39 protein-coding genes, 1 tRNA gene, 4 pseudogenes and 1 riboswitch are annotated in these 24,404 nt (G+C 39.9%); of the genes and pseudogenes, 20 read left to right on the forward strand and 24 right to left on the reverse strand.

What is annotated here, in order from left to right:
- Positions 1-76: 76 nt before the first annotated feature.
- From KUH03_RS45230 to KUH03_RS04255, 3 genes are all read left to right on the forward strand, one after another.
- Positions 77-274, forward strand: a complete 198-nt coding sequence (locus tag KUH03_RS45230; RefSeq protein WP_306429444.1) for a site-specific integrase — start codon at positions 77-79, stop codon at positions 272-274.
- Positions 275-309: 35 nt separating this feature from the next.
- Positions 310-912 (forward strand): tyrosine-type recombinase/integrase, encoded by a 603-nt coding sequence (locus KUH03_RS04250; protein ID WP_306429445.1) that lies wholly within the window; start codon positions 310-312, stop codon positions 910-912.
- A gap of 389 nt (positions 913-1,301) precedes the next feature.
- Positions 1,302-1,373: transfer RNA gene (locus KUH03_RS04255), tRNA-Arg, on the forward strand.
- Between the two features lie 117 nt (positions 1,374-1,490).
- Here the strand turns inward: KUH03_RS04255 and KUH03_RS04260 are convergent.
- From KUH03_RS04260 to mqo, 5 genes and pseudogenes are all read right to left on the reverse strand, one after another.
- Positions 1,491-1,814, reverse strand: coding sequence for a hypothetical protein (locus tag KUH03_RS04260; protein WP_257091714.1), 324 nt, complete (start codon positions 1,812-1,814; stop codon positions 1,491-1,493).
- 85 nt (positions 1,815-1,899) lie between these two features.
- Positions 1,900-2,376, reverse strand: coding sequence for a hypothetical protein (locus KUH03_RS04265; protein ID WP_257091715.1), 477 nt, complete (start codon positions 2,374-2,376; stop codon positions 1,900-1,902).
- Between the two features lie 18 nt (positions 2,377-2,394).
- Positions 2,395-2,724 (reverse strand): nicotinamide mononucleotide transporter, encoded by a 330-nt coding sequence (locus KUH03_RS45235; RefSeq protein ID WP_306429446.1) that lies wholly within the window; start codon positions 2,722-2,724, stop codon positions 2,395-2,397.
- A complete protein-coding gene (gene pnuC / locus KUH03_RS04270) occupies positions 2,721-3,116 on the reverse strand; it encodes a nicotinamide riboside transporter PnuC (protein WP_306429447.1) in 396 nt (131 codons plus the stop codon). The genes KUH03_RS45235 and pnuC overlap by 4 nt, the downstream gene beginning before the upstream one ends.
- A 122-nt stretch (positions 3,117-3,238) precedes the next feature.
- A riboswitch (TPP riboswitch) is annotated at positions 3,239-3,381 on the reverse strand.
- A gap of 11 nt (positions 3,382-3,392) precedes the next feature.
- A pseudogene (gene mqo, locus KUH03_RS48090) lies at positions 3,393-4,835 on the reverse strand (malate dehydrogenase (quinone)).
- A 367-nt stretch (positions 4,836-5,202) separates the two neighbouring features.
- On the opposite strand from mqo, the pseudogene fabG reads away from it, so the two are divergent.
- The 3 genes and pseudogenes from fabG (at position 5,203) to KUH03_RS45250 (ending at position 7,096) form a co-directional block, all read left to right on the forward strand.
- Positions 5,203-5,945: pseudogene (gene fabG, locus KUH03_RS04280) on the forward strand (3-oxoacyl-[acyl-carrier-protein] reductase).
- A 171-nt stretch (positions 5,946-6,116) separates the two neighbouring features.
- Complete coding sequence (locus tag KUH03_RS04285; RefSeq protein WP_306429449.1) at positions 6,117-6,887, forward strand: acyl transferase; 771 nt, start codon at positions 6,117-6,119, stop codon at positions 6,885-6,887.
- Positions 6,884-7,096, forward strand: coding sequence for a hypothetical protein (locus KUH03_RS45250; protein ID WP_306429450.1), 213 nt, complete (start codon positions 6,884-6,886; stop codon positions 7,094-7,096). Before KUH03_RS04285 ends, KUH03_RS45250 begins: the two co-directional genes overlap by 4 nt.
- A gap of 73 nt (positions 7,097-7,169) precedes the next feature.
- Here KUH03_RS45250 and KUH03_RS48095 read toward each other — a convergent pair.
- Together KUH03_RS48095 and KUH03_RS45265 are read right to left on the reverse strand one after the other, a co-directional pair.
- Positions 7,170-7,918 (reverse strand): annotated as a pseudogene (locus KUH03_RS48095) (neutral zinc metallopeptidase).
- Positions 7,827-8,036, reverse strand: coding sequence for a hypothetical protein (locus KUH03_RS45265; RefSeq protein ID WP_306429937.1), 210 nt, complete (start codon positions 8,034-8,036; stop codon positions 7,827-7,829). Before KUH03_RS45265 ends, KUH03_RS48095 begins: the two are co-directional and overlap by 92 nt.
- A 173-nt stretch (positions 8,037-8,209) precedes the next feature.
- Here KUH03_RS45265 and KUH03_RS04295 point away from each other — a divergent pair, with 173 nt between their 5' ends.
- Together KUH03_RS04295 and KUH03_RS04300 are read left to right on the forward strand one after the other, a co-directional pair.
- Positions 8,210-8,491 carry a hypothetical protein gene (locus KUH03_RS04295; protein WP_257091716.1) on the forward strand — a complete coding sequence of 94 codons (282 nt, stop codon included), beginning with the start codon at positions 8,210-8,212 and terminating at the stop codon, positions 8,489-8,491.
- Complete coding sequence (locus tag KUH03_RS04300; protein WP_257091717.1) at positions 8,475-8,789, forward strand: alkylphosphonate utilization protein; 315 nt, start codon at positions 8,475-8,477, stop codon at positions 8,787-8,789. Before KUH03_RS04295 ends, KUH03_RS04300 begins: the two co-directional genes overlap by 17 nt.
- A gap of 155 nt (positions 8,790-8,944) precedes the next feature.
- Here the strand turns inward: KUH03_RS04300 and KUH03_RS04305 are convergent, their stop codons facing one another.
- From KUH03_RS04305 to KUH03_RS04315, 3 genes are all read right to left on the reverse strand, one after another.
- Complete coding sequence (locus KUH03_RS04305) at positions 8,945-9,133, reverse strand: hypothetical protein (RefSeq protein ID WP_257091718.1); 189 nt, start codon at positions 9,131-9,133, stop codon at positions 8,945-8,947.
- Positions 9,134-9,236: 103 nt separating this feature from the next.
- Entirely contained in the window at positions 9,237-9,806 is a 570-nt protein-coding gene (locus tag KUH03_RS04310) for a polysaccharide deacetylase family protein (protein WP_257091719.1), read from the reverse strand.
- Between the two features lie 289 nt (positions 9,807-10,095).
- Positions 10,096-10,650, reverse strand: a complete 555-nt coding sequence (locus tag KUH03_RS04315; RefSeq protein WP_257091721.1) for a hypothetical protein — start codon at positions 10,648-10,650, stop codon at positions 10,096-10,098.
- A gap of 217 nt (positions 10,651-10,867) precedes the next feature.
- Here KUH03_RS04315 and KUH03_RS04320 point away from each other — a divergent pair.
- Positions 10,868-11,442, forward strand: a pseudogene (locus tag KUH03_RS04320) (NADPH-dependent FMN reductase).
- A 40-nt stretch (positions 11,443-11,482) separates the two neighbouring features.
- Here KUH03_RS04320 and KUH03_RS04325 read toward each other — a convergent pair.
- From KUH03_RS04325 to KUH03_RS04340, 4 genes are read right to left on the reverse strand one after another with little or no spacing between them, the layout of a single operon-like run.
- Complete coding sequence (locus KUH03_RS04325; protein ID WP_306429452.1) at positions 11,483-11,764, reverse strand: aminotransferase class IV; 282 nt, start codon at positions 11,762-11,764, stop codon at positions 11,483-11,485.
- A complete protein-coding gene (locus KUH03_RS04330) occupies positions 11,679-12,089 on the reverse strand; it encodes an aminotransferase class IV (RefSeq protein WP_257091723.1) in 411 nt (136 codons plus the stop codon). Before KUH03_RS04330 ends, KUH03_RS04325 begins: the two co-directional genes overlap by 86 nt.
- 14 nt (positions 12,090-12,103) lie before the next feature.
- Entirely contained in the window at positions 12,104-12,346 is a 243-nt protein-coding gene (locus KUH03_RS04335) for an aminotransferase class IV (RefSeq protein WP_257091724.1), read from the reverse strand.
- Between the two features lie 20 nt (positions 12,347-12,366).
- Positions 12,367-13,401 carry an RluA family pseudouridine synthase gene (locus tag KUH03_RS04340; RefSeq protein WP_257091725.1) on the reverse strand — a complete coding sequence of 345 codons (1,035 nt, stop codon included), beginning with the start codon at positions 13,399-13,401 and terminating at the stop codon, positions 12,367-12,369.
- A gap of 30 nt (positions 13,402-13,431) precedes the next feature.
- Between KUH03_RS04340 and KUH03_RS04345 the strand changes: the two genes are divergently transcribed.
- The 11 genes from KUH03_RS04345 (at position 13,432) to KUH03_RS04395 (ending at position 19,954) form a co-directional block, all read left to right on the forward strand.
- Positions 13,432-14,157, forward strand: coding sequence for a 1-aminocyclopropane-1-carboxylate deaminase/D-cysteine desulfhydrase (locus KUH03_RS04345; RefSeq protein WP_257091726.1), 726 nt, complete (start codon positions 13,432-13,434; stop codon positions 14,155-14,157).
- Positions 14,158-14,212: 55 nt separating this feature from the next.
- Positions 14,213-14,377 carry a hypothetical protein gene (locus tag KUH03_RS04350; RefSeq protein WP_257091727.1) on the forward strand — a complete coding sequence of 55 codons (165 nt, stop codon included), beginning with the start codon at positions 14,213-14,215 and terminating at the stop codon, positions 14,375-14,377.
- Between the two features lie 94 nt (positions 14,378-14,471).
- Complete coding sequence (locus KUH03_RS04355; protein ID WP_257091729.1) at positions 14,472-15,035, forward strand: NADPH-dependent FMN reductase; 564 nt, start codon at positions 14,472-14,474, stop codon at positions 15,033-15,035.
- A gap of 130 nt (positions 15,036-15,165) precedes the next feature.
- Positions 15,166-15,597 (forward strand): DJ-1/PfpI family protein, encoded by a 432-nt coding sequence (locus tag KUH03_RS04360; protein ID WP_257091730.1) that lies wholly within the window; start codon positions 15,166-15,168, stop codon positions 15,595-15,597.
- A gap of 102 nt (positions 15,598-15,699) precedes the next feature.
- Complete coding sequence (locus KUH03_RS04365) at positions 15,700-16,146, forward strand: hypothetical protein (RefSeq protein ID WP_257091731.1); 447 nt, start codon at positions 15,700-15,702, stop codon at positions 16,144-16,146.
- Between the two features lie 93 nt (positions 16,147-16,239).
- Complete coding sequence (locus KUH03_RS04370; RefSeq protein ID WP_257091732.1) at positions 16,240-17,331, forward strand: hypothetical protein; 1,092 nt, start codon at positions 16,240-16,242, stop codon at positions 17,329-17,331.
- Entirely contained in the window at positions 17,328-17,858 is a 531-nt protein-coding gene (locus KUH03_RS04375) for a phospholipase D-like domain-containing protein (RefSeq protein WP_257091733.1), read from the forward strand. The genes KUH03_RS04370 and KUH03_RS04375 overlap by 4 nt, the downstream gene beginning before the upstream one ends.
- Positions 17,786-18,307 carry a phospholipase D-like domain-containing protein gene (locus KUH03_RS04380; protein ID WP_257091734.1) on the forward strand — a complete coding sequence of 174 codons (522 nt, stop codon included), beginning with the start codon at positions 17,786-17,788 and terminating at the stop codon, positions 18,305-18,307. Before KUH03_RS04375 ends, KUH03_RS04380 begins: the two co-directional genes overlap by 73 nt.
- A 201-nt stretch (positions 18,308-18,508) precedes the next feature.
- Positions 18,509-19,117 carry a M15 family metallopeptidase gene (locus KUH03_RS04385; RefSeq protein ID WP_257091735.1) on the forward strand — a complete coding sequence of 203 codons (609 nt, stop codon included), beginning with the start codon at positions 18,509-18,511 and terminating at the stop codon, positions 19,115-19,117.
- Between the two features lie 2 nt (positions 19,118-19,119).
- Positions 19,120-19,473: a hypothetical protein gene (locus KUH03_RS04390; protein WP_257091736.1), complete on the forward strand. Its 354-nt coding sequence runs from the start codon at positions 19,120-19,122 to the stop codon at positions 19,471-19,473.
- A 187-nt stretch (positions 19,474-19,660) separates the two neighbouring features.
- Entirely contained in the window at positions 19,661-19,954 is a 294-nt protein-coding gene (locus KUH03_RS04395) for a helix-turn-helix domain-containing protein (RefSeq protein ID WP_257091737.1), read from the forward strand.
- 35 nt (positions 19,955-19,989) lie between these two features.
- Here KUH03_RS04395 and KUH03_RS04400 read toward each other — a convergent pair whose 3' ends face one another.
- From KUH03_RS04400 to KUH03_RS04445, 10 genes are all read right to left on the reverse strand, one after another.
- Complete coding sequence (locus tag KUH03_RS04400) at positions 19,990-20,637, reverse strand: HAD family hydrolase (protein WP_257091738.1); 648 nt, start codon at positions 20,635-20,637, stop codon at positions 19,990-19,992.
- Between the two features lie 60 nt (positions 20,638-20,697).
- Positions 20,698-21,123: a flippase-like domain-containing protein gene (locus tag KUH03_RS04405; RefSeq protein WP_257091739.1), complete on the reverse strand. Its 426-nt coding sequence runs from the start codon at positions 21,121-21,123 to the stop codon at positions 20,698-20,700.
- Between the two features lie 241 nt (positions 21,124-21,364).
- The gene (locus KUH03_RS04410; protein WP_306429453.1) at positions 21,365-21,562 is read right to left on the reverse strand and encodes a hypothetical protein; all 198 of its coding nucleotides are present in this window, start codon (positions 21,560-21,562) and stop codon (positions 21,365-21,367) included.
- On the reverse strand, positions 21,523-21,684 hold the full coding sequence (locus KUH03_RS04415; protein ID WP_257098109.1) for a hypothetical protein: 162 nt from the start codon (positions 21,682-21,684) through the stop codon (positions 21,523-21,525). The genes KUH03_RS04410 and KUH03_RS04415 overlap by 40 nt, the downstream gene beginning before the upstream one ends.
- Positions 21,674-22,021, reverse strand: a complete 348-nt coding sequence (locus KUH03_RS04420) for a hypothetical protein (RefSeq protein ID WP_257091740.1) — start codon at positions 22,019-22,021, stop codon at positions 21,674-21,676. The genes KUH03_RS04415 and KUH03_RS04420 overlap by 11 nt, the downstream gene beginning before the upstream one ends.
- Entirely contained in the window at positions 22,015-22,626 is a 612-nt protein-coding gene (locus KUH03_RS04425; RefSeq protein ID WP_257091741.1) for a CDP-alcohol phosphatidyltransferase family protein, read from the reverse strand. The genes KUH03_RS04420 and KUH03_RS04425 overlap by 7 nt, the downstream gene beginning before the upstream one ends.
- Positions 22,607-22,873, reverse strand: a complete 267-nt coding sequence (locus KUH03_RS04430; RefSeq protein WP_257091742.1) for a hypothetical protein — start codon at positions 22,871-22,873, stop codon at positions 22,607-22,609. The genes KUH03_RS04425 and KUH03_RS04430 overlap by 20 nt, the downstream gene beginning before the upstream one ends.
- Before the next feature lie 238 nt (positions 22,874-23,111).
- The gene (locus KUH03_RS04435; RefSeq protein WP_257091743.1) at positions 23,112-23,438 is read right to left on the reverse strand and encodes a hypothetical protein; all 327 of its coding nucleotides are present in this window, start codon (positions 23,436-23,438) and stop codon (positions 23,112-23,114) included.
- A 128-nt stretch (positions 23,439-23,566) separates the two neighbouring features.
- Positions 23,567-23,944: a hypothetical protein gene (locus KUH03_RS04440; protein WP_257091744.1), complete on the reverse strand. Its 378-nt coding sequence runs from the start codon at positions 23,942-23,944 to the stop codon at positions 23,567-23,569.
- On the reverse strand, positions 23,905-24,240 hold the full coding sequence (locus KUH03_RS04445) for an NTP transferase domain-containing protein (protein ID WP_257091745.1): 336 nt from the start codon (positions 24,238-24,240) through the stop codon (positions 23,905-23,907). The genes KUH03_RS04440 and KUH03_RS04445 overlap by 40 nt, the downstream gene beginning before the upstream one ends.
- Positions 24,241-24,404: the final 164 nt, after the last annotated feature.

Genomic DNA, 24,404 nt, shown 5'->3' on the forward strand with positions numbered 1-24,404 from the left:
TTTTGTTGCAAATGGATTTTAGCAACTGGCAGGTCATTAAAAAGAATTCGAGCAATTTCTAAAGTTCGAACGGGGTTTGAGCATTAATTCGATCGAGGCTTACCTCAACGATGTCTCCAAATTCCAAATCTATTGTGAGGACAACGGACTCCTTTTAAACAAAATCGTCAGGAAGGATATTCAGGATTTTCTACACTGGTTACAGGAGTTCAATATCTCACCGTTCACACAATCCCGCTTGATATCCGGACTAAAAACCTTTTTAGTTTTCTGATCATTGAACATGAACTAGATAATAATCCAACAGAATTGCTACAGGCTCCACGTCTTGCGAGGAAACTCCCTAGTGTACTGAGTATTCATGAGATCGATCAACTGATAGCTGCCATAGATCTTTCTTCCACGGAGGGGCAACGCAATAAAACAATTATTGAAGTTTTATATGGTTGTGGATTGCGTGTGTCCGAGCTCGTCAATCTCAAGATCTCCAATTTGTTTCTCGACGTAGAATTTATCAAAGTGGAAGGTAAAGGTAGCAAAGAACGACTGATTCCGATTGGCCAACAAGCGATCAAACATCTCAGGCTTTATTTGGATTCCATTAGATCACATATTAAGATCAAGAATGGAAATGAGGATATTGTATTTCTGAACAGAAGAGGTTCGGCTTTGTCTAGGGTGATGATCTTTCTGATCATTAAGGAGCTTGCTCAGAAAATTGGACTACAAAAGATAATCAGTCCCCATACCTTTAGGCATAGTTTCGCCTCCCACCTCGTTGAAGGTGGTGCAGATCTAAGGGCTGTACAAGATATGCTGGGGCATGAGAGTATTACGACAACCGAAATATATACCCATATTGATCGAGATTACCTCCATTCCATCATCACACAATACCACCCTAGATCGTAATCAGTTAACAGGTTTATGCAAGTCATTGTATTCGCTATTCTTTGCCCCTGGGACAATTCATGAACTTTAGTTATCGATTTAACGACAAGATTCTACCCTACCTTTGCTGAAACAAGATTCGATTTATTTATTTCAGTTTGAATCCCAAAAGGAATTTGAGTTCAGAATAAAGCCAGCGAATAAACATCGTAGTATACAACAAGGGCTCACTTGAATACATATCGCTTATAGACAAAAAGTTAGCGCAGAAAAGCGGAATGACGCAAATTATAAAAGCAGGGAGGTCAAAAACCACTAGAGATGTACATCGTAAATTCCCAGTTCAAAAGTTTAAATTTTATAGCAAAGATTATTTGTAAGATCTAGAAAATAGTATATCTTTGCGACACGTCCCCGTAGTTCAATGGATAGAATTTCAGATTCCGGTTCTGACGATATGAGTTCGAATCTCGTCGGGGACACTTCCTATTTAACAATAAAAAAAGACGATCAATTGATCGTCTTTTTTATTTAACAATTATAACTCCAAAATTGTCAGAAATCTCCAGTTAAAATTCTACTGCAGATCCAGATCCAGCCTAACGTTTAGGACAAATTCTTTTGCAGTAATTTATGCTGAGATGCCGTAAATATATTCGAAACAAAATATTGATTTCATTGTCAGCGGCTGCGCCCGAAATCCCCGTATGGGGATAGAGTTTAATGACATTGAACAAAATAATCTCCACAAAGTCTCTACTTTCTATCGCTATACGCTCATATAATGAGGTATTATCAACCTTATTTTTGAGATTTTCCCAAGAACGAGTCGCAAGCTCCAGAATACTATTTTCCCTAGCTGTATAGTCCTGCTGCATTTCATCCAATTTCCGGAAAGCAGCTTTACTTTCTTTTGCTCCCATTTCCCCTGATTGGACTTCAATACAAATAACTTCTCGATCAGATCCAAAAACCGATCGTACATCCCCATAAAATTCACCAATAAGGTCAACTCCGCAAATGGCATAAAAGGATATTGATAGAGCAGCTCAGGTCGTGTACTTTTTGAGGCATCAATAAAAAAGACTGGTTGTCGTCTACCCATATATTGTCTAGTGAAAAAGAATGCGATGCTGTCGCCTCAAGGCCGAAAGTATCCCAATCGTAATGAATCAATGCAAATTCACGCGCGACAAAGAAAGATTTTACAAGTGGATTTCCATCCTGATCCAACAGTTGTTGTCCATCCGCCTGAATATAGGCGTTCAAGGTAAAATGTGTCAGGTGGGGTGCTCCAGTAGCATATTTCCAAAGCCCTTTCAAGCGATAAGACTTGCCCTCACGTTCAGCGATGCCTGCAATCTGCCCACTTCCTCCAAAACATATCTGTTTTGAAGTGAAAATATCCTGCCCAACTTCGGAGTCAATAAAACCAACAAAAGATTCGCTCCCGCACATAAAGTTACCGTCCACGCCAATCCCCATCCCAGTAGGCTAGCTCCTTCAACAGGAAAGCCCACTAACCAGATCCAGCCCCAAGCCATTCAGAGATTCTGGTACCCAGATTTTAAACCACTTGTTCAGGTATATCAGTTCAAGCTGCTCATCAGACAAACTCTTTTGCTGAATTGCTTTCTGTTGCTGATCTTTTAGAACAGCAATAGCTGCATCAGTCAGTTGCATATTTTTTTCATCACTTAATATTCTCCGCCAATTAAAATAGCCACTAAAAGCCATCACAAATAAAAATAAGGTTAAACCAGCATAAAGGAATAGACCTTTGTGTATAAGCAAGGGAATTGCCATCAGGTTACTGATGTTCAATAAAATCAATTTTCAAGTTTACGCTTTGCCAGCAGCCACATCCCTGCCCAGGCTGTACAGGAAACAAAAGAGTCCCATAACGGAACATCCGAATCAGTTAAATGCACCAGACCAAAATAGAACAATAGGAAACCGACTACACAGATAAAACCAACAATCTGCCAATCTCGGGCTGTACTACGGCTGATCGGTACGATCGTATCACTGCTATATTTCCAATAGATCCAACCATAGACGCTCATCACCAAATAATAGAGATGCAACAAGATTTCTGCATATAATTTTGCATGGAATAATACATATACGGATATGATAATGCCTATTATCCCAAAGAGGTAATTGATCGATTTATTTTGCCTTGAAAACCAAACCTGCAAGATACCAAAACATACCCCAGCCATTCAGCTATGGTGGCTTGCTGCATTTGCTGAATAAAAGCCTCGAAAATTGTATCAGAAGTCATTCAATTGTTTATTAGTTCGTGTAATTACATAATAAACTTATGAGCGGAAAAAACGGATGTTTTTATTGAAATTAAAATCCCTACGCCAGCATTATCCGGATCAGGTATATAAAAGCGATTGCACAAGGTCGTACAATCGCTTTTATTGGGTATAATCTCAGCCCAGATGACATTGTCATTTCCGAGCACCCCATAAGTATATTGTTTATTGAAATTAATCTATATCAATCAATTTCAACGCTTTATGCGTACGGATACGCGTCTCTCTACAAAGCTCAGCATCATCATTTAACGATTTGCCATGAGAAGGAATCATCTCGCGTAGTTTCTTGCGGTATTCATCTGATTTAGCACGCTCAGGGAAACATTTCTTCAATAGACTGATCATGATTGCCACCGAAGTTGATGCACCTGGAGAAGCTCCCAATAGCGCGGCGATAGAACCGTCTGCACTTGAAACCACTTCTGTACCAAACTCCAAAATTCCACCTTTCTTCTCATCCTTTTTAATCACCTGAACACGTTGACCGGCTTTCTCAATAACCCAATCTTCCAATTTAGCTGTTGGCATAAATTGTTTCAGCGATTCCAATTTATCTTTAGGAGATTTCATCACTTCCGTAATCAGATACTTCGTCAACGGCAAATTGTCAAGTCCTGCCGATAACATCGGACGGATATTGGATAATTTGATCGATGCAGGCAAATCAAAATAAGAACCTTGCTTCAAGAATTTGGTTGAGAAACCAGCATACGGACCGAAAAGTAAGGCTTGTTTTCCATCGATATAACGGGTATCTAAGTGCGGTACAGACATCGGTGGCGCGCCAACAGATGCTTTACCATAGACTTTAGCATGGTGCGTATTGATAATTTCTTCGTTTACGCATCTCAACCATTGTCCTCCTACAGGGAATCCACCGTAACCTTTTGCTTCTGGAATACCAGATTTCTCCAGCAATAACAAGGAGTGACCTCCAGCACCGATAAAAACAAACTTCGCTTTTAGCTCCTCTTTATCCCCGTTTTCAGATCTTTCACTTCGATTTCCCAACGGCCATCGTCTTCACGATCGATATCAACAACTTCGTGGTTTAAGGAAATTGAAATATTTTCTTTGTTTGCTAGGTTATTAATCAAATCACGTGTCAATGAACCGAAATTCACATCGGTACCTAAGTCCATCTTGGTTGCAGCAATTTTCTCACTTGCATCCCGCCCTTCCATCATCAAAGGAATCCATGACTTCAATAGCGTTGCATCTTCGGTATATTCCATGCCTTTGAACAAGGTCTGGGTGTTCATTGTTTCCCATCTTGTCTTCAGGAATTTCACATCTTTTTCACCAAAAACCGCACTCATATGGGGAATGCTGCGGATAAAGTTCTCTGGTTGGGCAATAATACCCTTATCAACCAAGTACGACCAAAACTGCTTAGAAACTTCAAATTGCTCAGCAATTTTAACAGCTTTATCAACTTTTACGGAACCATCTTTTTGTTCCGGTGTATAATTCAATTCGCACAAGGCCGAGTGACCTGTACCAGCATTATTCCAAGCGTCAGAACTCAGCCGCCACAACATCCAAACGCTCGAGAATTTCAATATTAACGTCTGGGCTTAATTCATTGATTAGAGTACCCAAAGTAGCACTCATAATCCCGGCGCCGATTAGAACAACGTCAACTTCTTTATTTGATTTTTGCTCATGTTTTTGTGATTGATGCAAATTTAATATAGTTTTGGTAAACCCCAAGTCTTTTGTCAAAAAACTGTACTTTTTAGAAACACTTATTCAAAAATACCATTGATTTATTAAAATAATCCTAAGCATAATTGAAATTCCACTTTTTCCAGTTTTCTAAGGCCATACATGGGATATCGTTCATCGATACGGCAGTAAATAGTCCCAAATAAGACAAAGGCCCATTGCTTTTTGAATCGTTATTTATCGAAAGATTTTGTGTTATAATATAGTTTTAACATTTTTGCAAAAACATCAACGAATAACATTACACTCTTATATGAAACTACTTGAAGGAAAAATTGCTTTGGTAACTGGAGCATCAAAAGGAATTGGAAGAAAAATTGCGGAAGTGTTTGCACAACACGGCGCCAATGTTGCTTTCACTTACCTTTCGTCTGTAGAAAAGGGACAAGCGCTGGAAAAAGAGCTTCAAGCCTACGGAACAAAAGTAATCGGCTACCGTTCTGATGCTTCGAAATTTGAAGAAGCAGAACAATTAATCAATGCAATCGTTGCAGATTTTGGAAGCCTGGATATCGTAGTCAATAATGCTGGCATCACAAAAGATGGTCTGCTCATGCGTATGACGGAAGAAAACTGGGATGACGTCTTAAACGTCAACTTGAAATCCGTATTTAATGTTACAAAAGCTGCTTCAAAAATAATGATGAAAAACCGTAAAGGTTCTTTCATCAATATGTCATCCGTTGTTGGCGTCAAGGGAATGCTGGTCAATCAAATTATGCCGCTTCCAAAGCTGGTATCATAGGATTCACCAAATCCGTTGCTAAAGAATTGGGTTCACGTAACATCCGTGCAAACGTTGTTGCTCCTGGATTTATCCGTACAGAAATGACAGATATATTGGATCCTAAAGTGATCGCGACATGGGAAGCTGGAATTCCTTTGAAACGTGCTGGATCTCCAGAAGATGTAGCCAATGCCTGTCTTTACCTTGCATCTGATTTATCCGCATACGTCACTGGACAGGTTCTTCCTGTTGATGGTGGTATGTTGTAAAATATATCAAATACTGGTGTCCTAAAGTCGACACCAGTGTTTTTCTATAATTATTCCGAATACCAAAATTCGCCCGCAGACGCTTTTACATTATTCCGACTCTCCAGCTTTGGCTTTGCTACCCAATATTTCTAAATTTTAGCTAATTTTGTCCATCAAAATTTAAATGCTATGACGAATTGGACGGATTTTTTTGCAATTCAAACAGAGGACGACTTTAATCAACATTGTTTAGAAACTTATCACTTCCAACTGCAGCATTGTCAGGTTTACCGAGACTATGTTTCGCTGATAGGTAAAGAAAAAAATCAAGTCAAGCATTATACGGACATCCCCTTCCTGCCGATAGAATTTTTCAAAACACAAAAAGTTCTGGCTGCCGGAATGGCTCCCCAAATTGTGTTTTCAAGCTCAGGCACAACAGGCATGGTCACATCCAAACATCTTGTTGCCGATGTGTCCATCTATGAGCACACTTTTCGACGTATATTCGAAGATTTCTATGGACCGATTACGGATATCGCTGTTTTGGCCCTACTCCCCTCCTATCTGGAAAGAAATGGTTCGTCCCTGATCTACATGATCGATGATTTGATGAAACAGAGTAAACAAACAGAGAGTAATTATTTCCTCTACAATCATCAGGAGCTATACGATACACTTGTCCAATTAAAAGATAACGGAACTAAAACCATCCTTTTTGGTGTCACCTATGCCTTGCTTGATTTCATTGAGCAATATGCTTTTGAATTTCCGGAACTGATTATCATGGAAACTGGCGGAATGAAAGGTAAACGCAAAGAAATGGTGAAACAGGAAATTCACCAACTGCTTGAGGATGCTTTTAAGGTCAGTGGGATACACTCAGAATATGGTATGACCGAATTATTGTCACAGGGTACTCTTCGGGTCAAGGGATTTTCCATTTGCCCAAATGGATGAAAGTATTAATTCGTGATACAAATGACCCGTTGAGTTTAATTTCCGCCGACAGAACCGGAGGCATTAATGTCATCGACTTAGCCAACCGCTACTCGTGTTCATTTATAGCAACACAGGATCTCGGAAAAGTGTATCAGGATGGTTCATTTGAGATACTGGGGCGTTTTGACCAAAGCGATATTCGAGGCTGTAATTTATTGGTTCAATAAAAAGCCCCATAAAAATTTATAGGGCTTATCTTTACTATACCACAGTTGGTAGCACTTATGGAATCTGTTCTTACTATCTCAGACTTGGATCTTCAAACGTATTTCCAGCGCGCATGTCTCCTGAGTCATATCCTTTTTTAAACCAAGTCATTCGTTGCGCTGAGGTTCCATGTGTAAAAGATTCTGGAACAGCATAGCCTTGCGCAGCCGTCTGCAATTTATCATCCCCTACCGCTTCCGCGGCTTTCATACCATCCACGATATCGTTATAATCTATTTTTATATCCGTGTATTCATTGAGGTAATGCGCCCACACACCGGCATAGAAATCGGCTTGAAGTTCAGTCATGACCGAAATCTTGTTGTTTTCACGTTCACTCAGTTTCCCACGGGCCTGGTTGGTTTTGGGTAATAATCCGACCAGCTGTTGAATATGATGCCCTACCTCGTGTGCAATAACATAAGCCATGGCAAATTCCCCTTGGCACCAAATTTATCGGAAAGTTCGCGGTTAAAGGTCAGGTCCAAATAGATTTTCTGATCTCCAGGGCAATAAAATGGCCCATACGAAGCCTGTCCCATCCCACAACCGTCTGTCTGCGTACCACCATCATAAAAAACCAGGGTAGTTGGCGTATAATTTTGCTGCATTTGCTCTTTAAATAGCTTAGCCCAGACATCTTCTGTACTCTGAAGTACAGTCAACGAAAACTCAGTCAACCTCTTTTCCTCAGGATTTAGTTCGCGCGGTTGCCCAGACTGCTCCGTTTGCCCACCCATATTTTGCGCCTGTTGCAACAACTGCATGGGATCGCCACCCATCAGAAAACCAATAACCAAGACGATGATCCCCTATACCTCCCAATGCTAGCTTTCCACCACCGGACATACCTCTACGATCCTCAAAATTGCCACTTTGTTTACCTCCTTGCCATTTCATATGATTTGTATATTTATTTCAGTTAATAATCTTTTCCAACTTCGTTAGCGTACAAATTCAGTACCAATATAACAGCTCATCCTATTTTTTTTTAGAGAAAGACCAGCTTTATTTTAGCAACGACAACTTACTACAATTTATATTCTTATTTTTGGGCTTTTATAGAAACAGATATGAAATTAGAAGAACAATTACTAGCGCGAGCTGGCGGAAAATGTGAGCTGACAGACACTGTAACGGACTTAATAACCTATACATTACCTCCGGAAACCAGTTCAACTTTGGATAACACCCTACTGATTTCAGCAACATTGGCCAACCAGCTCAACAAAACAGAGCAATTAAATCCCGAAGACTGGAAATTTCTGCCAAATGCCATGTGGTCAGAAATCCCTGCTGTTCAGATTGTCTGCTGGCGCATGTTAAATCGTCTGAAAAATGAAGGCTGGGCTTGAAGCACTCGATATCCTCTACCTTGATGATGAAACATTAGCGGAGGCAAAGAAAACCGGAGATCATGAAAACGACGGTTACGTTTCTTTTCATGAAGATAGCATCGGACAGCGATTATTAGAAGGCGATACTGTTGTGCTGACAAAAACACTGGATGTAAAAGGCTCTTCACTCAAAGCAACCCTAGGTACCGTGGTTAAAAATATCCGATTAGTAGCTGATAATATTGAGCAGATCGAAGGGAAAATTGAAGGCCAGACAATTGTCATATTGACAAAATATCTACGCAAACAAAACTAAGGAGAGGAATTCTTCCGCTATAAAAATTTAGCCCTAAACCAGTAATCTTATACTACTGATTTAGGGCTAAATTATATAGATTGTGTAAATTCCCTATTGTGGATAATTGCGCATAAACTCAAAGCGATAGTTCGGATGTTGTTTAAGACTATCTATTAAATCTGACAGTAATTTCTGTCCTTTTTCGTTTGGTACATATTATCATGCGTCAACAGGACCACATTATTTTTTGTGTAGGATGTACCTTTACGAAGCAAGTTCTTCATCTGTGTATACAGCTGGTTAACCGATAAATCCGGCTTACCTGTCACACCATTAATCTTCCATTCGCAATCCCAACCCATAATTTTATAACCATTTTGGTGTAGTAGCTCTGCGGTAGAAGCGCCGCTTTTAGATCAACCTTTTTACGGTCACCCACATACCAGATATTTCTTCCGGGGAGTCTCACGATTTTGTGCTCCAGGCCCAGAGATTGTTCTGCCAATTCAAAATCTTCAAACGCCGTCTGGGGATTTGAATAAAATGTACTATACTTATTATGCGCATGCCAATAACTATGATTGTAGCAATCGACCAGCGGATTATTTTTATACCGTTCTGTATAGCCGTGCAATTTTTGCTCATCTTATCATGTTCGCCAATCAAAAATGCATTGATCTTGATACCCTTCGCTGTTGCGATAGAATCCAAATACTGGCTACCATTAAGCGGGCCGTCATCAAAAGTAAGATAAATATATCGCGGCGAAACAGAGTCCGTCAATAAAACTGTGGTATCTTTGGCACCACTATAGGAAACATTCGCCTCCATTTTGGTAATGGAATCCTTGCGCAACGAATCCACTTTTGTAATAGAATCCTGCACGACAATTAGACTATCTTTCTTGTGCTGTACAGAATCGACAGTAACACCCTTTTCTTCCTTTTTACCGCTGTTTTGATTACAAGACTGTAATCCTAAACTAGCTATTCCCAAGCCCATCAATACAAAGCTTGATTTAATTACTTTTCCCATTACATAAATTAACTTACACGCCACATGCTATCTTTTGCACACAAAATGCCCTACTTTATTAAAGTCTCTTCGTATGCTCGTGTCGCAAAATTAAGATAATTTTCATGAATCAACGCTTTATATCCTGTGATTTATTCCTTACACTTTATTTTATTGAATATATCGTTATAAAATTTTAGCATCTATCTAGAGATTACCCTATTCCAAAGACTAACTCAACCGAAGTCAATGCTATAAAAAAAGGGCCTGTCTTGCGACAAGTCCCTTTCCTATTAAACGATTAAGATATTCAAACTAGACACATCCAATTAATCTCTATGTCTCCCCTGTGTCCATGCTCGTGTCGGTCATTATCTCTATCTCCGTATCCGCGTCCACGTCCTCTATCGTTATGTCTTCTATTGCTCTCACCCCAGGAATGATCTCGTCTTACACTACGCTCACTCGCAAAGGAATATCCACTACGTCCATGGTGACTATCCCGGATAGAAACCTGTCTGCCCCGTGAGTGGCCATATCTGCTTCTATAACGGTCATGGTGATGCCAAGGTGTGCGATCATTGATCACTACTTTATGCGCCCTATAAAAATCATAATGCCGATATCTTCTTGGTAAACTAGCCCTTCTTATCCAACCTCCATTGTCATAGTAAACATAACATCTCGCGGGTACATCATAATACATATTGTATTCAGGCATGTAATAATAACGGGCATAATCATAACCCACCGGTCCCCAACTTGGCTGACTCCCAATATTTACGCTGATACTTACCTGTGCATCAGCCGTCCCAGCCACAAAAAGACCTGCAACGATAGCAGCGGTGTAAAACATTTTTTTCATAAGTAGCTCCTCCCTTAGTTTTGTAATTTATTCTTTACAATACGACAACAAACTGTATGCAAAAGATTAAATGATAAATGTTAATTTTTGTTAACAAAAACTTAATCTATTCAGCACAAACAACTTAGTTTTATTTTTACATTCAAAAACAGGGAAACTTTTTAGGGAGCAAATTGTTCAACCAATAATACTTTTAATACTTTAATTGAACTTCAGTATGAATACTTACAGCATTGGAATCATCGTCGGCAGTTTAAGGAAACAATCCTATAATAGAAAGATAGCTGATTTTATTCTTGAACAAACACCTAACAAGTTTAACTATCGTATTCTTGAAATTGGTGATCTCCCCTTATACAACCAGGATTTTGACGACGAAGGCAATCCGCCCGAAAGTTATATCCGGTTTCGTAAAGAGGTCGCAGCACTGGATGCTATTCTGTTCATTACCCCGAGTATAATCGCTCGGTACCTGCTGTACTAAAAAATGCAATAGATGTAGGATCCCGGCCATACGGGAAGAATAAATGGGATGGCAAACCGGGAGCCATCATCTCCTCTTCGACAGGAGCTTATGGAGGCTTCGGTGCAAATCATCATATCCGGCAGTCCTTGGTATTTGTCAATATCTTTCCGATGCAGCAACCCGAAGCTTATCTTGGTAATATAAAAGATTGTATCGGCGAGAGCGGAAAAGTTGAATTACAAAAAACAAAAGACTTTCTGCTTGACTTCAAAAAGGCTTTTGAACACTGGATCATCAGAATAGTACATACAAAAAGCCAAGATTAATCTTGGCTTTTTGTATGTTTATTATTTATTTCTTGCAAACTTAGCTTTGCTCCTCGTTTGAATCATAATTCCAACTCAGCAGCTTTTCTTGCAATATCCGTGATATTTTATTGAAATAGCGTTTCTGCTTGTAGCCCATGACCCATTGCACCCCTTGTACCGTATTGGTACAAAAAATCTCATCCGCTCTTTTCATGATTTCAGCGCTTATTTGTGCCTCCACAACTTCAATCCCTTCAGCCCGTGCCATATCCATCACTACCCGTCGCATGACACCTTCGATACATCCTCGGATAGCGCAGGTGTATATAATATTTTTCATAATACACGAAGATATTTGAGGTAAGGGACTCACAAAGGTAACCTTCCTGATTTAAGATCAATACATCATCAAAGGCCATTTTTTTCTTGTAGATACCCGCCAGTACATAAATTTGCGAATTGAGCGATTTTAGTTTTGACAAATCACTATAAGGCTTTTTGAACTCACTATATAAGCCCACGATCAGACCGACTTTCTTATCTCGTAGATTGGGTTCTATGCGTTGTACCTGCAAGACAAATCCCGGTTTATTTGTGGTTGGACTATACAATCCTCCACCCATCCGAAATACAATCAATCGAATACGTACCTGCTGTCCCAACATGTTATTCTTACGAATCAGCTCCTCCGATCTTGAACGGATAAAAATTCATCAAAAAGATTCGCATCATCAAGGTGTATCAATTCCATCCCCTGTTGCAAGCGCGCTACATGAAAATTCAGAAAACGAATATCACCATCCTTATACAACATGGTTTCAAACAATCCATCACCATAGCGAAAGCCTCTATTTTCTACGTTAAATATTTCCTGTTCTTCCGGCACTACATTGCCGTTAAAATTGATATAGTTTGTCGGCATCTTTATTTGTTTTCTAAATTTTAATCATTTTCTACAGCCATGGAATTTGCGGCGTAACCACGCCACTTTTCTAAAGCTAAACGAAAATCTTCAGGATATGGTACCTCAAAATAGATATTTTCTTTTGAAGTCGGATGAACAAATCCCAATACCTGTGCATGAAGGGCTTGCCTTGGAAGCAGGTTAAAGCAATTGTCCACAAATTGTTTATATTTTGAGAAGACAGTTCCTTTTAATATTTTATCCCCGCCGTACATTGCGTCATTAAACAATGGATGACCAATGGATTGCATGTGCGTACGAATTTGATGTGTACGCCCCGTCTCCAACTGGCATTCGATCAAAGTCACATAACCCAATCGTTCCAGTACTTTGTAATGCGTCACTGACCATCTTCCTTTGTCCTCACTGTCGTACATGGCCATAATACGTCTATCTTTCAGATGACGACCAATGTAACCAGTAATCGTTCCATCCTCTTTCAAATCACCCCATACCAAGGCAATATATTTACGGGTAATGCTATGATCGAAAAATTGCTTAGCCAAAAATGCCATTGATTTTTCGTTCTTAGCGATCACCAACAATCCGGAAGTATCTTTATCTATTCGGTGTACCAGACCGGGACGGTCGGAATTTCCCGGCAACTGTGGCAGCTGCTGTATATGATAAGTCAATGCATTGACCAATGTACCTGTATAATTATTATAACCTGGGTGAACGACCATCCCAGCTTCTTTATTTACAATAAGGACATCGTCATCTTCGTATTTTATGTCTAACGGAATATTTTCGGGGTAAACCTCATTATCGCGTGGTGGATCTGGTAATACCAAGGTAATGACATCCTCTGGTCTGACTTTATAGCTCGCCTTGATCTCTTTTCCGTTAACCATGACAGAACCTGCTTCAATGGCATGCTGAATTTTGCTTCTTGTCGCATTTTCCACCCTATTCATCAGATATTTATCAATACGGAGTAAAGCTTGCCCCTTATCCACTTCAATGCGTAGATGTTCAAATAACTCTTGTTCTTCTTGATCTTGCGATCCCATTTGTTCTGTCATTCTACAAAAATAAACCAAATGAAACAATTTTCGTTAAATTTGTTTTCATTTAATGTTATGTTGCCATTCAAAATCCATAGCCCCGAAACAGAAGTCACATTACCTTTATGGGAAAAAAAGCACATCAAGGTAACACTGAAGCGGGACGACCTGATCCATCCTTTTATTTCGGGCAACAAATGGCGAAAATTAAAGTACAATCTTCAGGAAGCATTGCAGCTCCAAAAAAATCATATCGTTACTTTTGGTGGTGCATGGAGCAATCATTTACTAGCGACCGCTTGTGCAGGAGCAACATTCCGGCTCAAAACGACAGCTTTCGTCAGAGGTGACGAACAGGTTAATAATCCGGTTCTGACCATGTGTCAATTATTCGGGATGCACCTTATTTATGTGGACCGGGATTCCTATAGGGACAAAGAAAAGCTCTATAGCGACTATTTCGGTCAGGATCCAACGGCCTTCTATGTCCATGAAGGAGGCTATGGCCTCTTGGGAGCCAAAGGCTGCGCCGAACTTGTCGATGAGCTCCAACAGGACTACCAACATATCTTTACTGCCTGTGGTACTGGAACTACGCTTGCCGGAATTGCCAACGCAATTGACAAAAAGATCTTTTCACCCAGATACACGGGGTACCCGTACTCAAAAACGGCAGCTTTATCAATGATGAAGTTGCTCAACTCTACCCCATCTTGCCGCACCTATTTTACATCTGGACTATCATTTTGGAGGATATGCTAAGACTACACCCGAACTCCTTGCATTCACACAGCATTTTATCAGCAGTACAGGGATTATGATCGAGCCTACTTATACCGGAAAATTGCTTTATGCTGTAGATGATCTCATCAAAAAGATTATTTCACACCAGCAGATCAGCTACTGGTTGTTCATACAGGTGGGCTCACCGGATTACTCGGGATGTATGAACGCTTCGCATTTCATTGATCTAGGTCAATAAATAGGCTATTATGCCCCTAGCAGACATTTTGCTGACATTTTTTTGTGATTATGTTGTAAGTTTGACCAGTTTAAAAATTAAAACTGATACACAAATGAAAATATTAGCATTTGCAGGAACAAGTAATAAGAATTCTATCAATAAAACTTTTGTAACAAGTACTTCCAAATATTACAAAGAAGCTGATGATAGTGTAGAGCTTCTTGACCTCAATCATTTTGAAATGCCTATCTATTCTTATGATAAGGAAGTAGAATTGGGCATTCCACAATTAGCGCATGATTTTGCAGCAAAAATGGATGCCGCGGATTTCTTGCTTATTTCACTGGCGGAACATAATGGCTCCTATACTTCAGCTTACAAAAACATTGTTGACTGGGTATCACGAATTCCGAATCGCAAAACCTTCAATGGTAAGCCTGTTTTCTTATTAGCTACTTCTCCGGGTCCAATGGGCGGCTCAACTGTACTGAATGCAGCAGTCAATAGAATTACCTGGGATGGTGCTGATATCCTGGACTCATTCTCCCTACCTGAATTTCATAAAAATTTTGAGGAAGGAAAAGGTATTACCAATCCTACTTTAAGAAGCCAGCTCGAGGCTAAAGTACGTAAGACTAAACGTGCTCTTGCAGAAAAATTAACGGTTCAAGGTTAACAAAAGATTAACAAATAACCATTGTAAAAACCTCTTTTAATATGTAAATTCAGAACCTACTAAAAGAGGTTTTTGATATGGCAAAAAAATATTATTACTTGTTGGAGACTTTGTAGAAGACTACGAAGCGATGGTTCCATTTCAAGCGATGGGATCAATAGGAATAGCAGTTGATGCCATTGCCCCTGACCGAAAAAAGGGCGATGTGGTGCCTACCGCGGTACATGATTTTACAGGTGATCAAACCTATAAGGAATTACGGGGTCATAATTTCGCGATCAATAAGGATTTTGATCAGGTCAACCCTGAAGAATACGATGGACTCTATATTGCAGGTGGCCGTTCGGCGGAATATATCCGTCTTAACCAACGTGTATTAGAAATTACCAGACATTTCTTTGAAAAAAATAAGCCTGTTGCGGCAATATGCCACGGGATTCAGGTATTGACAGCAGCAAAGGTTCTGACCGGGCGTACATTGACAGCCTATGTCGCCGTAGGGCCGGATATTGAATTGGCTGGTGGTATCTGGAAAATATTCCCGCTGATCAGGCTGTTGTAGATGGAAACCTGGTTACATCTCCTGCTTGGCCCGGACATCAGGCTATCTTAAAAGAATTTTATAAATTATTGGATATAAACATTACTATTTAAGTGTATTTTAATGAAGAAGAATAAAAAGGTATGGCTTTTGGTCATCCCGGTTTTAGTGTTGTTGGGTTTTATTTTAAAAGATACTTTCAATCAAAAAAGTATCGAAGATCTTCCTGGCGGATTTAAGGAAGTTGCTTTTGTTAGGAATGAGCAAAATAAAGGTGGCATTATCCGTATCTATGCCGTTACAGTAGGCGACCTATTGAATGCAGATTATACAGCCTGTCTGGAGCTCCTGCCCGTCAACGATTATGGCAGTACGACCACCGTATATTTTTTCGATCGTACAGCTCCTTACCCTACGACATTGGCAATTGATGCCCCGCATTTTGATGGCACCAAGTACAAAGCGGTCCAGATTTCAAAAAATACGGAAAAAGAAATAACAACACAGTCAACGATATTGTTCGCCCCAAAAGGTCTTGCACTTTTTGGGGTATTTTTTGGAAGTAGATGAAGAAAAATAAATTAATAATTCTTTAACACGAAAAAGTTCGTTTATCGCGCCTATACCTATAGTTTTGCTTCTTAAATTTATGTATATTTAGCTATGGCGAAAAGATTTATTCCTAGAGATATCAGTTGGTTGAGCTTTAATGGCAGGGTATTACAAGAGGCTGCAGATGAGACTGTACCTTTGCCCTTAAGGATCAAATTTTTAGGTATATTTTCCAATAACCTGGACGAATTTTTTCGTGTACGTGTGGCAGGGCTCAAACGTGCCATAGACCTCAAGGACAAAAGTGCCAATCAATCCTTTTATGAAGATCCGCAATTAATTTTAGAAGAACTCAATATTCGGGTAATCAAACAACAAAAGAAATTTGATAACACCTGGAACCGTATCCAAAAGGATATGGCCAAGCAAAACGTCTTTATCAAGACGAGTGAGGAGCTTAGTCCGGAGCAACAGCAGTTTGTCAGTGAGTATTATCAGGATGATGTGGAGTCGAATGTCATTCCGTTAATTCTAGATGATGTTCGCCCAATGCCGTATATCCGTGACAAGAGCCTCTATTTAGGTATCGCCATGGGAAAAAGCGAATGGCAATACGAAACTAAGTTTGCACTAATTGAAATTCCCACTAGCCAGAACGGACGCTTCGTCCAATTGCCGGCACCAAAGGATGAAAAACATATTATTCTTCTCGAAGATGTCATTAAGTTCAATCTTCCATTGATATTTTCGTATTTCGGTTTCGATGTATTCCATGCACATGTGTTTAAGGTCACGAAAGATGCAGAATTCGATATCGATAACGACATCAATACAACGCTGGTTGAGAAGATAAGCAAAGGCGTCAAAAATAGACGGAAAGGTAAACCGACCCGTTTTATCTTTGATCAGGATATGGATCCAAAACTCGTCGAGTTTCTGATCAAAAAACTCAACCTATCCAAAAAAGATAGTATCATACCTGGACAAAAGATCCATAATTTCAAGCATTTTATGGACTTCCCGAATGTGTTTAAGTCCTATCACCAACCACAGGAGAGAACTTCATTTCCACATCCCTATTTTCAGAATTATGAACGGGTCACCGATACAGTTTTGAAGAAAGATGTTCTGCTCTCCTTTCCTTATCATGAGTTTCGGCCTATCATTGACCTGCTACGTGAAGCAGCAATGGATCGGATGTGAAAACCATACAGATTACAGCCTATCGCTTAGCTTCGAATTCCAAAGTCGCCAATGCATTGATAAACGCTGCCCGGAATGGCAAGGAAGTAACGGTCATGCTTGAACTGCGGGCGCGATTTGATGAGGAGAATAATCTGGACTGGAAAGAAAAACTTGAATTGGAAGGCATCAAGGTCCTAACGGGAATTCCCAATAAAAAGGTACATGCCAAATTATGTGTCATCAAAAAGCGGACTGGCGCAAAAACAATTCAATATGGCTTTGTCAGCACCGGTAATATCAATGAAAAAACGGCCAAATTATATGGGGACTACTGCTTGTTGACGAGCAATAGAGATGTCATTGCGGATATTAATAAAGTCTTCAATTACCTCAGAAGACCAAAATCAGACCCCGCTGAGATGATCAAAAACTGTAAAAGCTTATTGATCTGTCCAATTGATATGCGCAGGAATTGCTGCATTTTATCGATCTGGAAATCGCAGAAGCTAAGGCTGGTCGAAAAGCAGCGATCATTGTCAAAGTAAACTCGCTGAGTGATAAAGATATGATTAAAAAGCTTTATGATGCTGCAACAGCTGGAGTTAAAATAGACCTTATCATCCGTGGGATCTATTGTGCGACAAACCAGAAAACATTTAAATCTCCGATGAATGCAATTTCAATTGTCGACGAATATCTAGAACATGCCCGAGTCATGTATTTTTACAATGCCGGTAAAGAATTAATGTATATCTCCTCGGCGGATTGGATGACCCGAAATTTAGATCATCGTATTGAAGCTGCTGTAAAAATCACCAGTAAAAAAATCAAGGAAGATTTAAAGGAAATGCTTTACATTCAACTAACCGATAATGTTAAAGCTCGCATTCTGAACAACTCCCTAAGCAACCACTACGTCGAAAATAAAAAGGAGCCTTGCCGCTCGCAGATTGAGATCTACAACTATTTAAAAAGAAAAATAACAGATCATTAAGTCCGATTTCTGACAAGCCTCAGGCATTCATTTCCTGAGGCTTTTCTTATTCATCTTCTTGTTATTGTTTGCATTACGTTTTAAGCGCATAGCCGAATGCTAGAATTGAGCATCAAATTTGTATCTTCATCCTATGAAACTCAACTTCTGTCTATCCATTTGTCTTGCTTTTTTGCCTTCCAAACGAAAGCCCAACAAAAGATGCCAGCAAACTTCGTTTACGTAAAAGAATTCATCCCGACAATTACCCTCGAAATACGTTATTTTGGAAGCCACAATTTTACAGGAAAACCTATCCGTGGCTACGAAAAACCTGTTGCGATCCTGACGAAGCGTGCCGCATTGGCCTTACAGCAAGTTGAACAACATCTAAACAATCAAGGCTTGGCATTAAAAATTTTTGATGCCTATCGCCCGCAACGCGCAGTTGATCATTTTAAAGCCTGGTCACTGGCCACCCAAGATACGATCGCTAAGCGGGAGTTCTATCCAGAGCTAGATAAGAAAAACTTATTTAAACTCGGTTTTATTGCGACCAAATCAGGACATAGTCGCGGTAGTACAGTCGATTTAACATTGGTCAGTCTTAAAGATCACAAAGAAATAGATATGGGCGGTCCTTTTGATTTCTTTGGTGCCGTCTCTCATCATAACTATACCAAACTAACTGCAAAACAAAAGGAAAACCGCAGGATACTACGGGAGGCTATGGCTAAATTTGGGTTTAAGGCCTACGATAAGGAATGGTGGCACTATACCTTAAAGGATGAACCCTATCGTAAAACATATTTTGATTTTATTGTAAAGTAAGCATGTCCTCTATCGATAAACTCATTGACAACAGAGATTTTTTCGCTTTTCACATCAAAGGAAACAAATCCAAACCGGTCTTCAGCCCACAGCAACAACATATATTGGCGAACAAGAGCCTTTATTCACTCTGCCTAATAAAAAAGGGGGAAACCTCTTTTATTATAAATGACGAACGGGTACAAGTTGGACAGCATCATCTGCTCTTGACTCATCCCTCGTCGAAAGTCAATGGAGCATCTGTCACCAAATCTTGGGACTGTGAAGTCTATCTGATTTTCTTTAGTATAGATTTTACGTTTAAATTGGAATTTCAAAAAGACTTTTTGACTTCACAAAAAAGTCGCTCGCATTGATAGCAATCACATTTTTTCACTTTCGGCACCCGATGCCGCAAACCTGTCTAACCTATTCAAGCAGTTTATTCATTACGACAAGCAAAGTGGGGACTATATTTTCAAGCCACAGATTATCAAGTCGCTGACGGAAGTGCTGTTTTGCGAGATCGCGCGTTTAGCCAGCCAAAACATAAAAAATATTCCCGTGGTACCTTCACGGAAAAGGGAAATATTGGCCAATTTCTACTTGCTATTAAAACAATCTTTCCGTCGGGAACATATGGTACAGTTTTACGCTTCAGAATTAGGTATTACACCCAAACACCTCTCGGTGATCACGAAAGAACTCACCGGAAAGCCGGCAATAGAATTGATTCAGAATGTTTTGGTGGAAGAGGCTAAATGTTTGCTCCGTCAAGGGCTATCGATCGGAGAAATCGCGAAACAGTTACATTTCTCAGATCAGTCTTTTTTGGAAAATTCTTTAAGCGAAATGTAGGCATATCGCCTAAAGAATTTAGGCAAAAAGCCTGATTAAACAAAATCCTTGAGATCAAAGATGGTACTAAATTGTTTATCTGCGGCAGAAGTATCCTGTAGTTTATCTTCTCCCCAAGTCTGTCCTTTCAGCCATAGCGTCTGACAACCGACAGCCTTTGCTGGCGCCATATCCTTACTATAGGAATCACCCACGACTAAGATCTCAGCAGCAGGCAAACCCATCGCCTCGACACCAAGCGCATAAATTGCAGGATCTGGTTTACGTACTCCCACTACCGCAGACTCAACAACCGCTTTAAAATAGGATAAAATTCCAAAATCAGCCAATACAGCTTTTAGATTTCCATAGAAGTTGGATACCATCACAATGGGATATTGATCGCCCATAACGGCCAATAATGGCTTTACCTGTGCAACAGTATCTTTGGCAAGAGAATAACCGTCAAATGCGATTTTATCAGCCAATTGCATATCCAGATCATAGCCGGCGGCAATAAGATATTCAAACTGTACTTTCAATTTCGCTTCAAGTACTTCCAGGAAATTAAAATCTGGTTTGATAATCGGCTGAATCGCCATTTGACGTTCGGCGTAGGCGTAGGCTTCTTGAAAGGAATTCAGGTTAACCGGAACTTGATATTTTTCGTAACCGGACCATATCACTGCCCCCAATGTCCCCATTCGTATCTAATGTACCTCCGTAATCAAAAATGATTCCCTTAATTATAAACTTATCCATTGCTATTTCTTTTTAACTAAACTCATCCAACCTAAACCAATCATAATCCAAACAATCTCTCTGATCCTTGTCACAATCCCCATAAAAATACCGACCGAAGCAGGCAGGCCTATGCTCATCACAGCCATCGCCAAACCACCTTCACGAGTCCCTAATTGCATTGGGAAGAAAAACACCAAATTAGCAAATAGCGAGGATCCGGAACTAATGATCATCGCATCAATAAAATCAATGTTGATATCCAGTGCCAGGCCGATAAAATAGATTTCAAAACAGCCGACTACCCGGGCAACAAATTCCCAGAGGAGAGCTGTATAAAATCGGTCTCTACGATTTTGAAATAGATTCTTCACCTGTTGGTCAACATCGTTCAATGTTTCGAACTTTGCCTCCAGCAGATTATTGATTTTCTTTCCAACTAAGGGCAAGCGCGACAGGGTCTTTAATAAAGAAACTGTAATTCCTTTTTATAGAATTTTGTAAATAACCAGGTACATACAATAGCCATAACAAAAATTACGGCACAGGCAACATCAACCAGGGTACTCGCCGGTACAAACCATAGAATCAGGAAAACAGATACCACCCAAAATAAAATATGGGATAGAATGTGCATAACACCATATAACAGAACGGATGATCCTGCTTTTGAACCGCCAACATAATTTTTCAGTTCGATAATGCGGTAAGGTTCTCCCCTAGCGCCACAAATGGCGTAATGTAATTAATGGCATAACCAGACACCGTTAATTGCAAAACTTTCCAGAAAGGAACATTGGTCTGCGGCAATTGCGGCTCCTGAATAATCGCTTTAAAAGCCATGGCATTCATCCAGTAAAGAACAGCCCAGCTACCCAATACCGGCAAAAACCACCAACCAATTTTCTCCAGATTCGTCCAAATCTCCTGAACCCCATTGCATGAATCATATAGGCCAAGGTGCCTATACCAATCAGCATAAAGAGTACTTTATAGATTTTACTCCCCATAAGTTGGATCGTTTGTTAATTTATCAACAAAATAACCACTTACCTTTTCCTGTCTATTACACATATAGATTAAGATCGGGTTTAAAACAAACATATCAAAGAAAAAGTAAATCCACGGTTGACCGATAAACAACCAAACAAAAAGGAAGATTACCCGTGTATTGAACTGCACAATGTTGGTGTACTTCATCAATGGTTTATTTTTCATTCTGAAATCAACCATCAATTGTTGGGGCAAATCATCTTTGTATCGGGATTTGACGATATGCAATAACTTCTGCAATTTTGGGGATAGCTTTTCCTGATTTCGGGTGTAGCCCCTATAACCATTCAACACAAACTTGCTAAAAAGTTCTTCCGCCAGGATAAGGCATCGTAATCGACTTTCAAATCACGCGTATTATCCAATTCGCTTCCTGCCTTACCTTTGATAAAAAAGAGGTGGACATTGCGGTAATAGTCAGCCATTGCAGATTGCAACATATGGGACACCCCAGCAAGGATACAAAATACCCACAACCATTCCGGCCAGCCTTCATTGATACTGCGCAAACAGATGGCAATATGGATGGAAGCAAACCAAAAATCGCCCGCAAAGCCGTCCAAAATGCGACCAAAGCGACTTTTATTATCTGTCATCCGGGCCAACTGTCCATCTGCACTATCCAAAGAGTTTGCAAAGACCAACAACAGCATTCCGATCACATTAATCCATAGTTCTTGGTAATAAAATAAAATACCGGCCGCAACACCAAAGAAAATACTTATGATTGTTACAGCATTGGGTGTAATCCCAATTTTAGCACATACCTGTGCAATACGAAAACCAATTGGTCTATAAAACCAAATATCTATTTTCTCTTCTGTATCGTTGGATTTTAAAGATTGTTCGAATGCACTCAAATTCTCTTCTTCGATTACATTAACTTGTTCTCTCTGCATTGTGGTTCTTTTCAATAAATTTATGGTAAACCATTTGCGCAATGGCTTCAGCTGCTTCTGCCCGACAAGGAGCAAAACTGGGCCAATCATTTAGATCAATAATATGAAAATCTCCATTTGCATCAATAATCACATCACCGCCATAGATATGGACATCCAGTACTTCCGCTGCACGATTGGCTACTTGCTTTAAATTAGCCAAATCAAATGGAAAATGGACAACTTCATCATTGATCTGTTCGTACAAATCGTACTTATGATGATTATGTTCATAGGGATAAAAGTAGAAAAAGAAATCGGTATCCCTAACCGCATAAAACTTTAATAGATCTCCTGCCAGATGCTCAGAGATAACGGCTTCCTTAATCCCCGGAGCGCATATTCGTTTAGGATATGCTGTGCTTCTTTGAGACTGGCGGCAAAAGTGACGTCTTCCTTATGGATTGCATGGAAGTCACCTCGTTTGATCCAGACACCCTTTCCTTTCAGTTTCTCAAAAATAGCCTGTATGTCTGCGACCGTTGAAATGACGATACTCTTCGGATAGGGAATCCCCCTTCCAGCAACTTAAGCGTCATATTTTTCCGAAAACAGCTTTCAATACCGAAACCTGAATTCAATACATTAACACCATTATTTTGAAGGGATTGCAGCTTCTTAACCAAAGTCTTTGTTCTTCCCATTGTCAGAACATTCTTCTGTTTGATAGCATCCAAAGCTAAGAACTCGTCTTCATTACAAATTTCAACTGACGCACCTTGCTCGGTCAATTTTAGCACAACTTCATTAAATATTGCAGCGTCATTCCCCACATGATTGGGAGAAAACGGTTTTTACGCGTCACGCCTAAAATAGAAATCATTTCGCTCATTTTACTAACTAACTTCCTCACTCAAAAACTGTTCCGCTACAACACGGTCTTTCAAGTGGTCGATATCGACTACTTTTTCAAACACAAATGCCTCAACATGCAAATCGTTTTCAAAAGCGCACGTTGAAAGTTACGCATTCTGGAATTTCCTGCCGCAACGGAACTTAATGCACAGCACATTGCCGCTTTACGAAAGCAATAAATACCCCCTGAAACAAATTTTGTTTCCGCTGTAGCCTGATCTAAAAATGCTTCCACCTTTAGCTCCTGATCTGTGTTCACATAAAGCGGGCTCTCGTCATCGACAAATGGTGTGACAGCCATAAAAGCGTCTGCATTTTCCTTTTGTTGGAAAGCTGTTAGGTATTCGTGAAATTCATGGGGTCTAAAAACAGTATCTGTGGTTGTCAGACAACAGGAGGTCCAATCTGGATTGCTTTCGACCAATAAGGCAAAACTATGTAGGAGCTTGGTGTATCCTCCTCGATCAGGACGATAGGAAGCTCGAATGCTGTATGCGTTAAAAATGTCTTCAATTCAGGTGATTGTCTGTTGATAATAACGTGCACTTGTTGCGCACCTTCTTTAGCAAAGACACGAATCAATCGTTCAATTAATGGAACACCATGTAAAGGTAGCAGGGGCTTAGGCAAATTAAAGCCTTCTTTTCGCAATCGAGATCCTTCTCCCGCCGCAATGATAGCAAATTCCATTCCTTCTAATTGCAAAATAAAATCATTCATTAAAAAAGTAAAACCCTGTCACGATCTTAACGTTTGCAAACGCAAAAATTTACAGCGGGTTATTTCCGGACAATTGCTTGATAGCCCCTCCATCATCTCTAAATAGAGCGGGTTATACAAGTTCATGTAATAATTGTCCCGAAGAAAAAGGGGAAGAACTGCCC

Source organism: Sphingobacterium sp. E70 (genome assembly GCF_019285695.1).
Taxonomy (GTDB): Bacteria; Bacteroidota; Bacteroidia; order Sphingobacteriales; family Sphingobacteriaceae; genus Sphingobacterium; species Sphingobacterium detergens.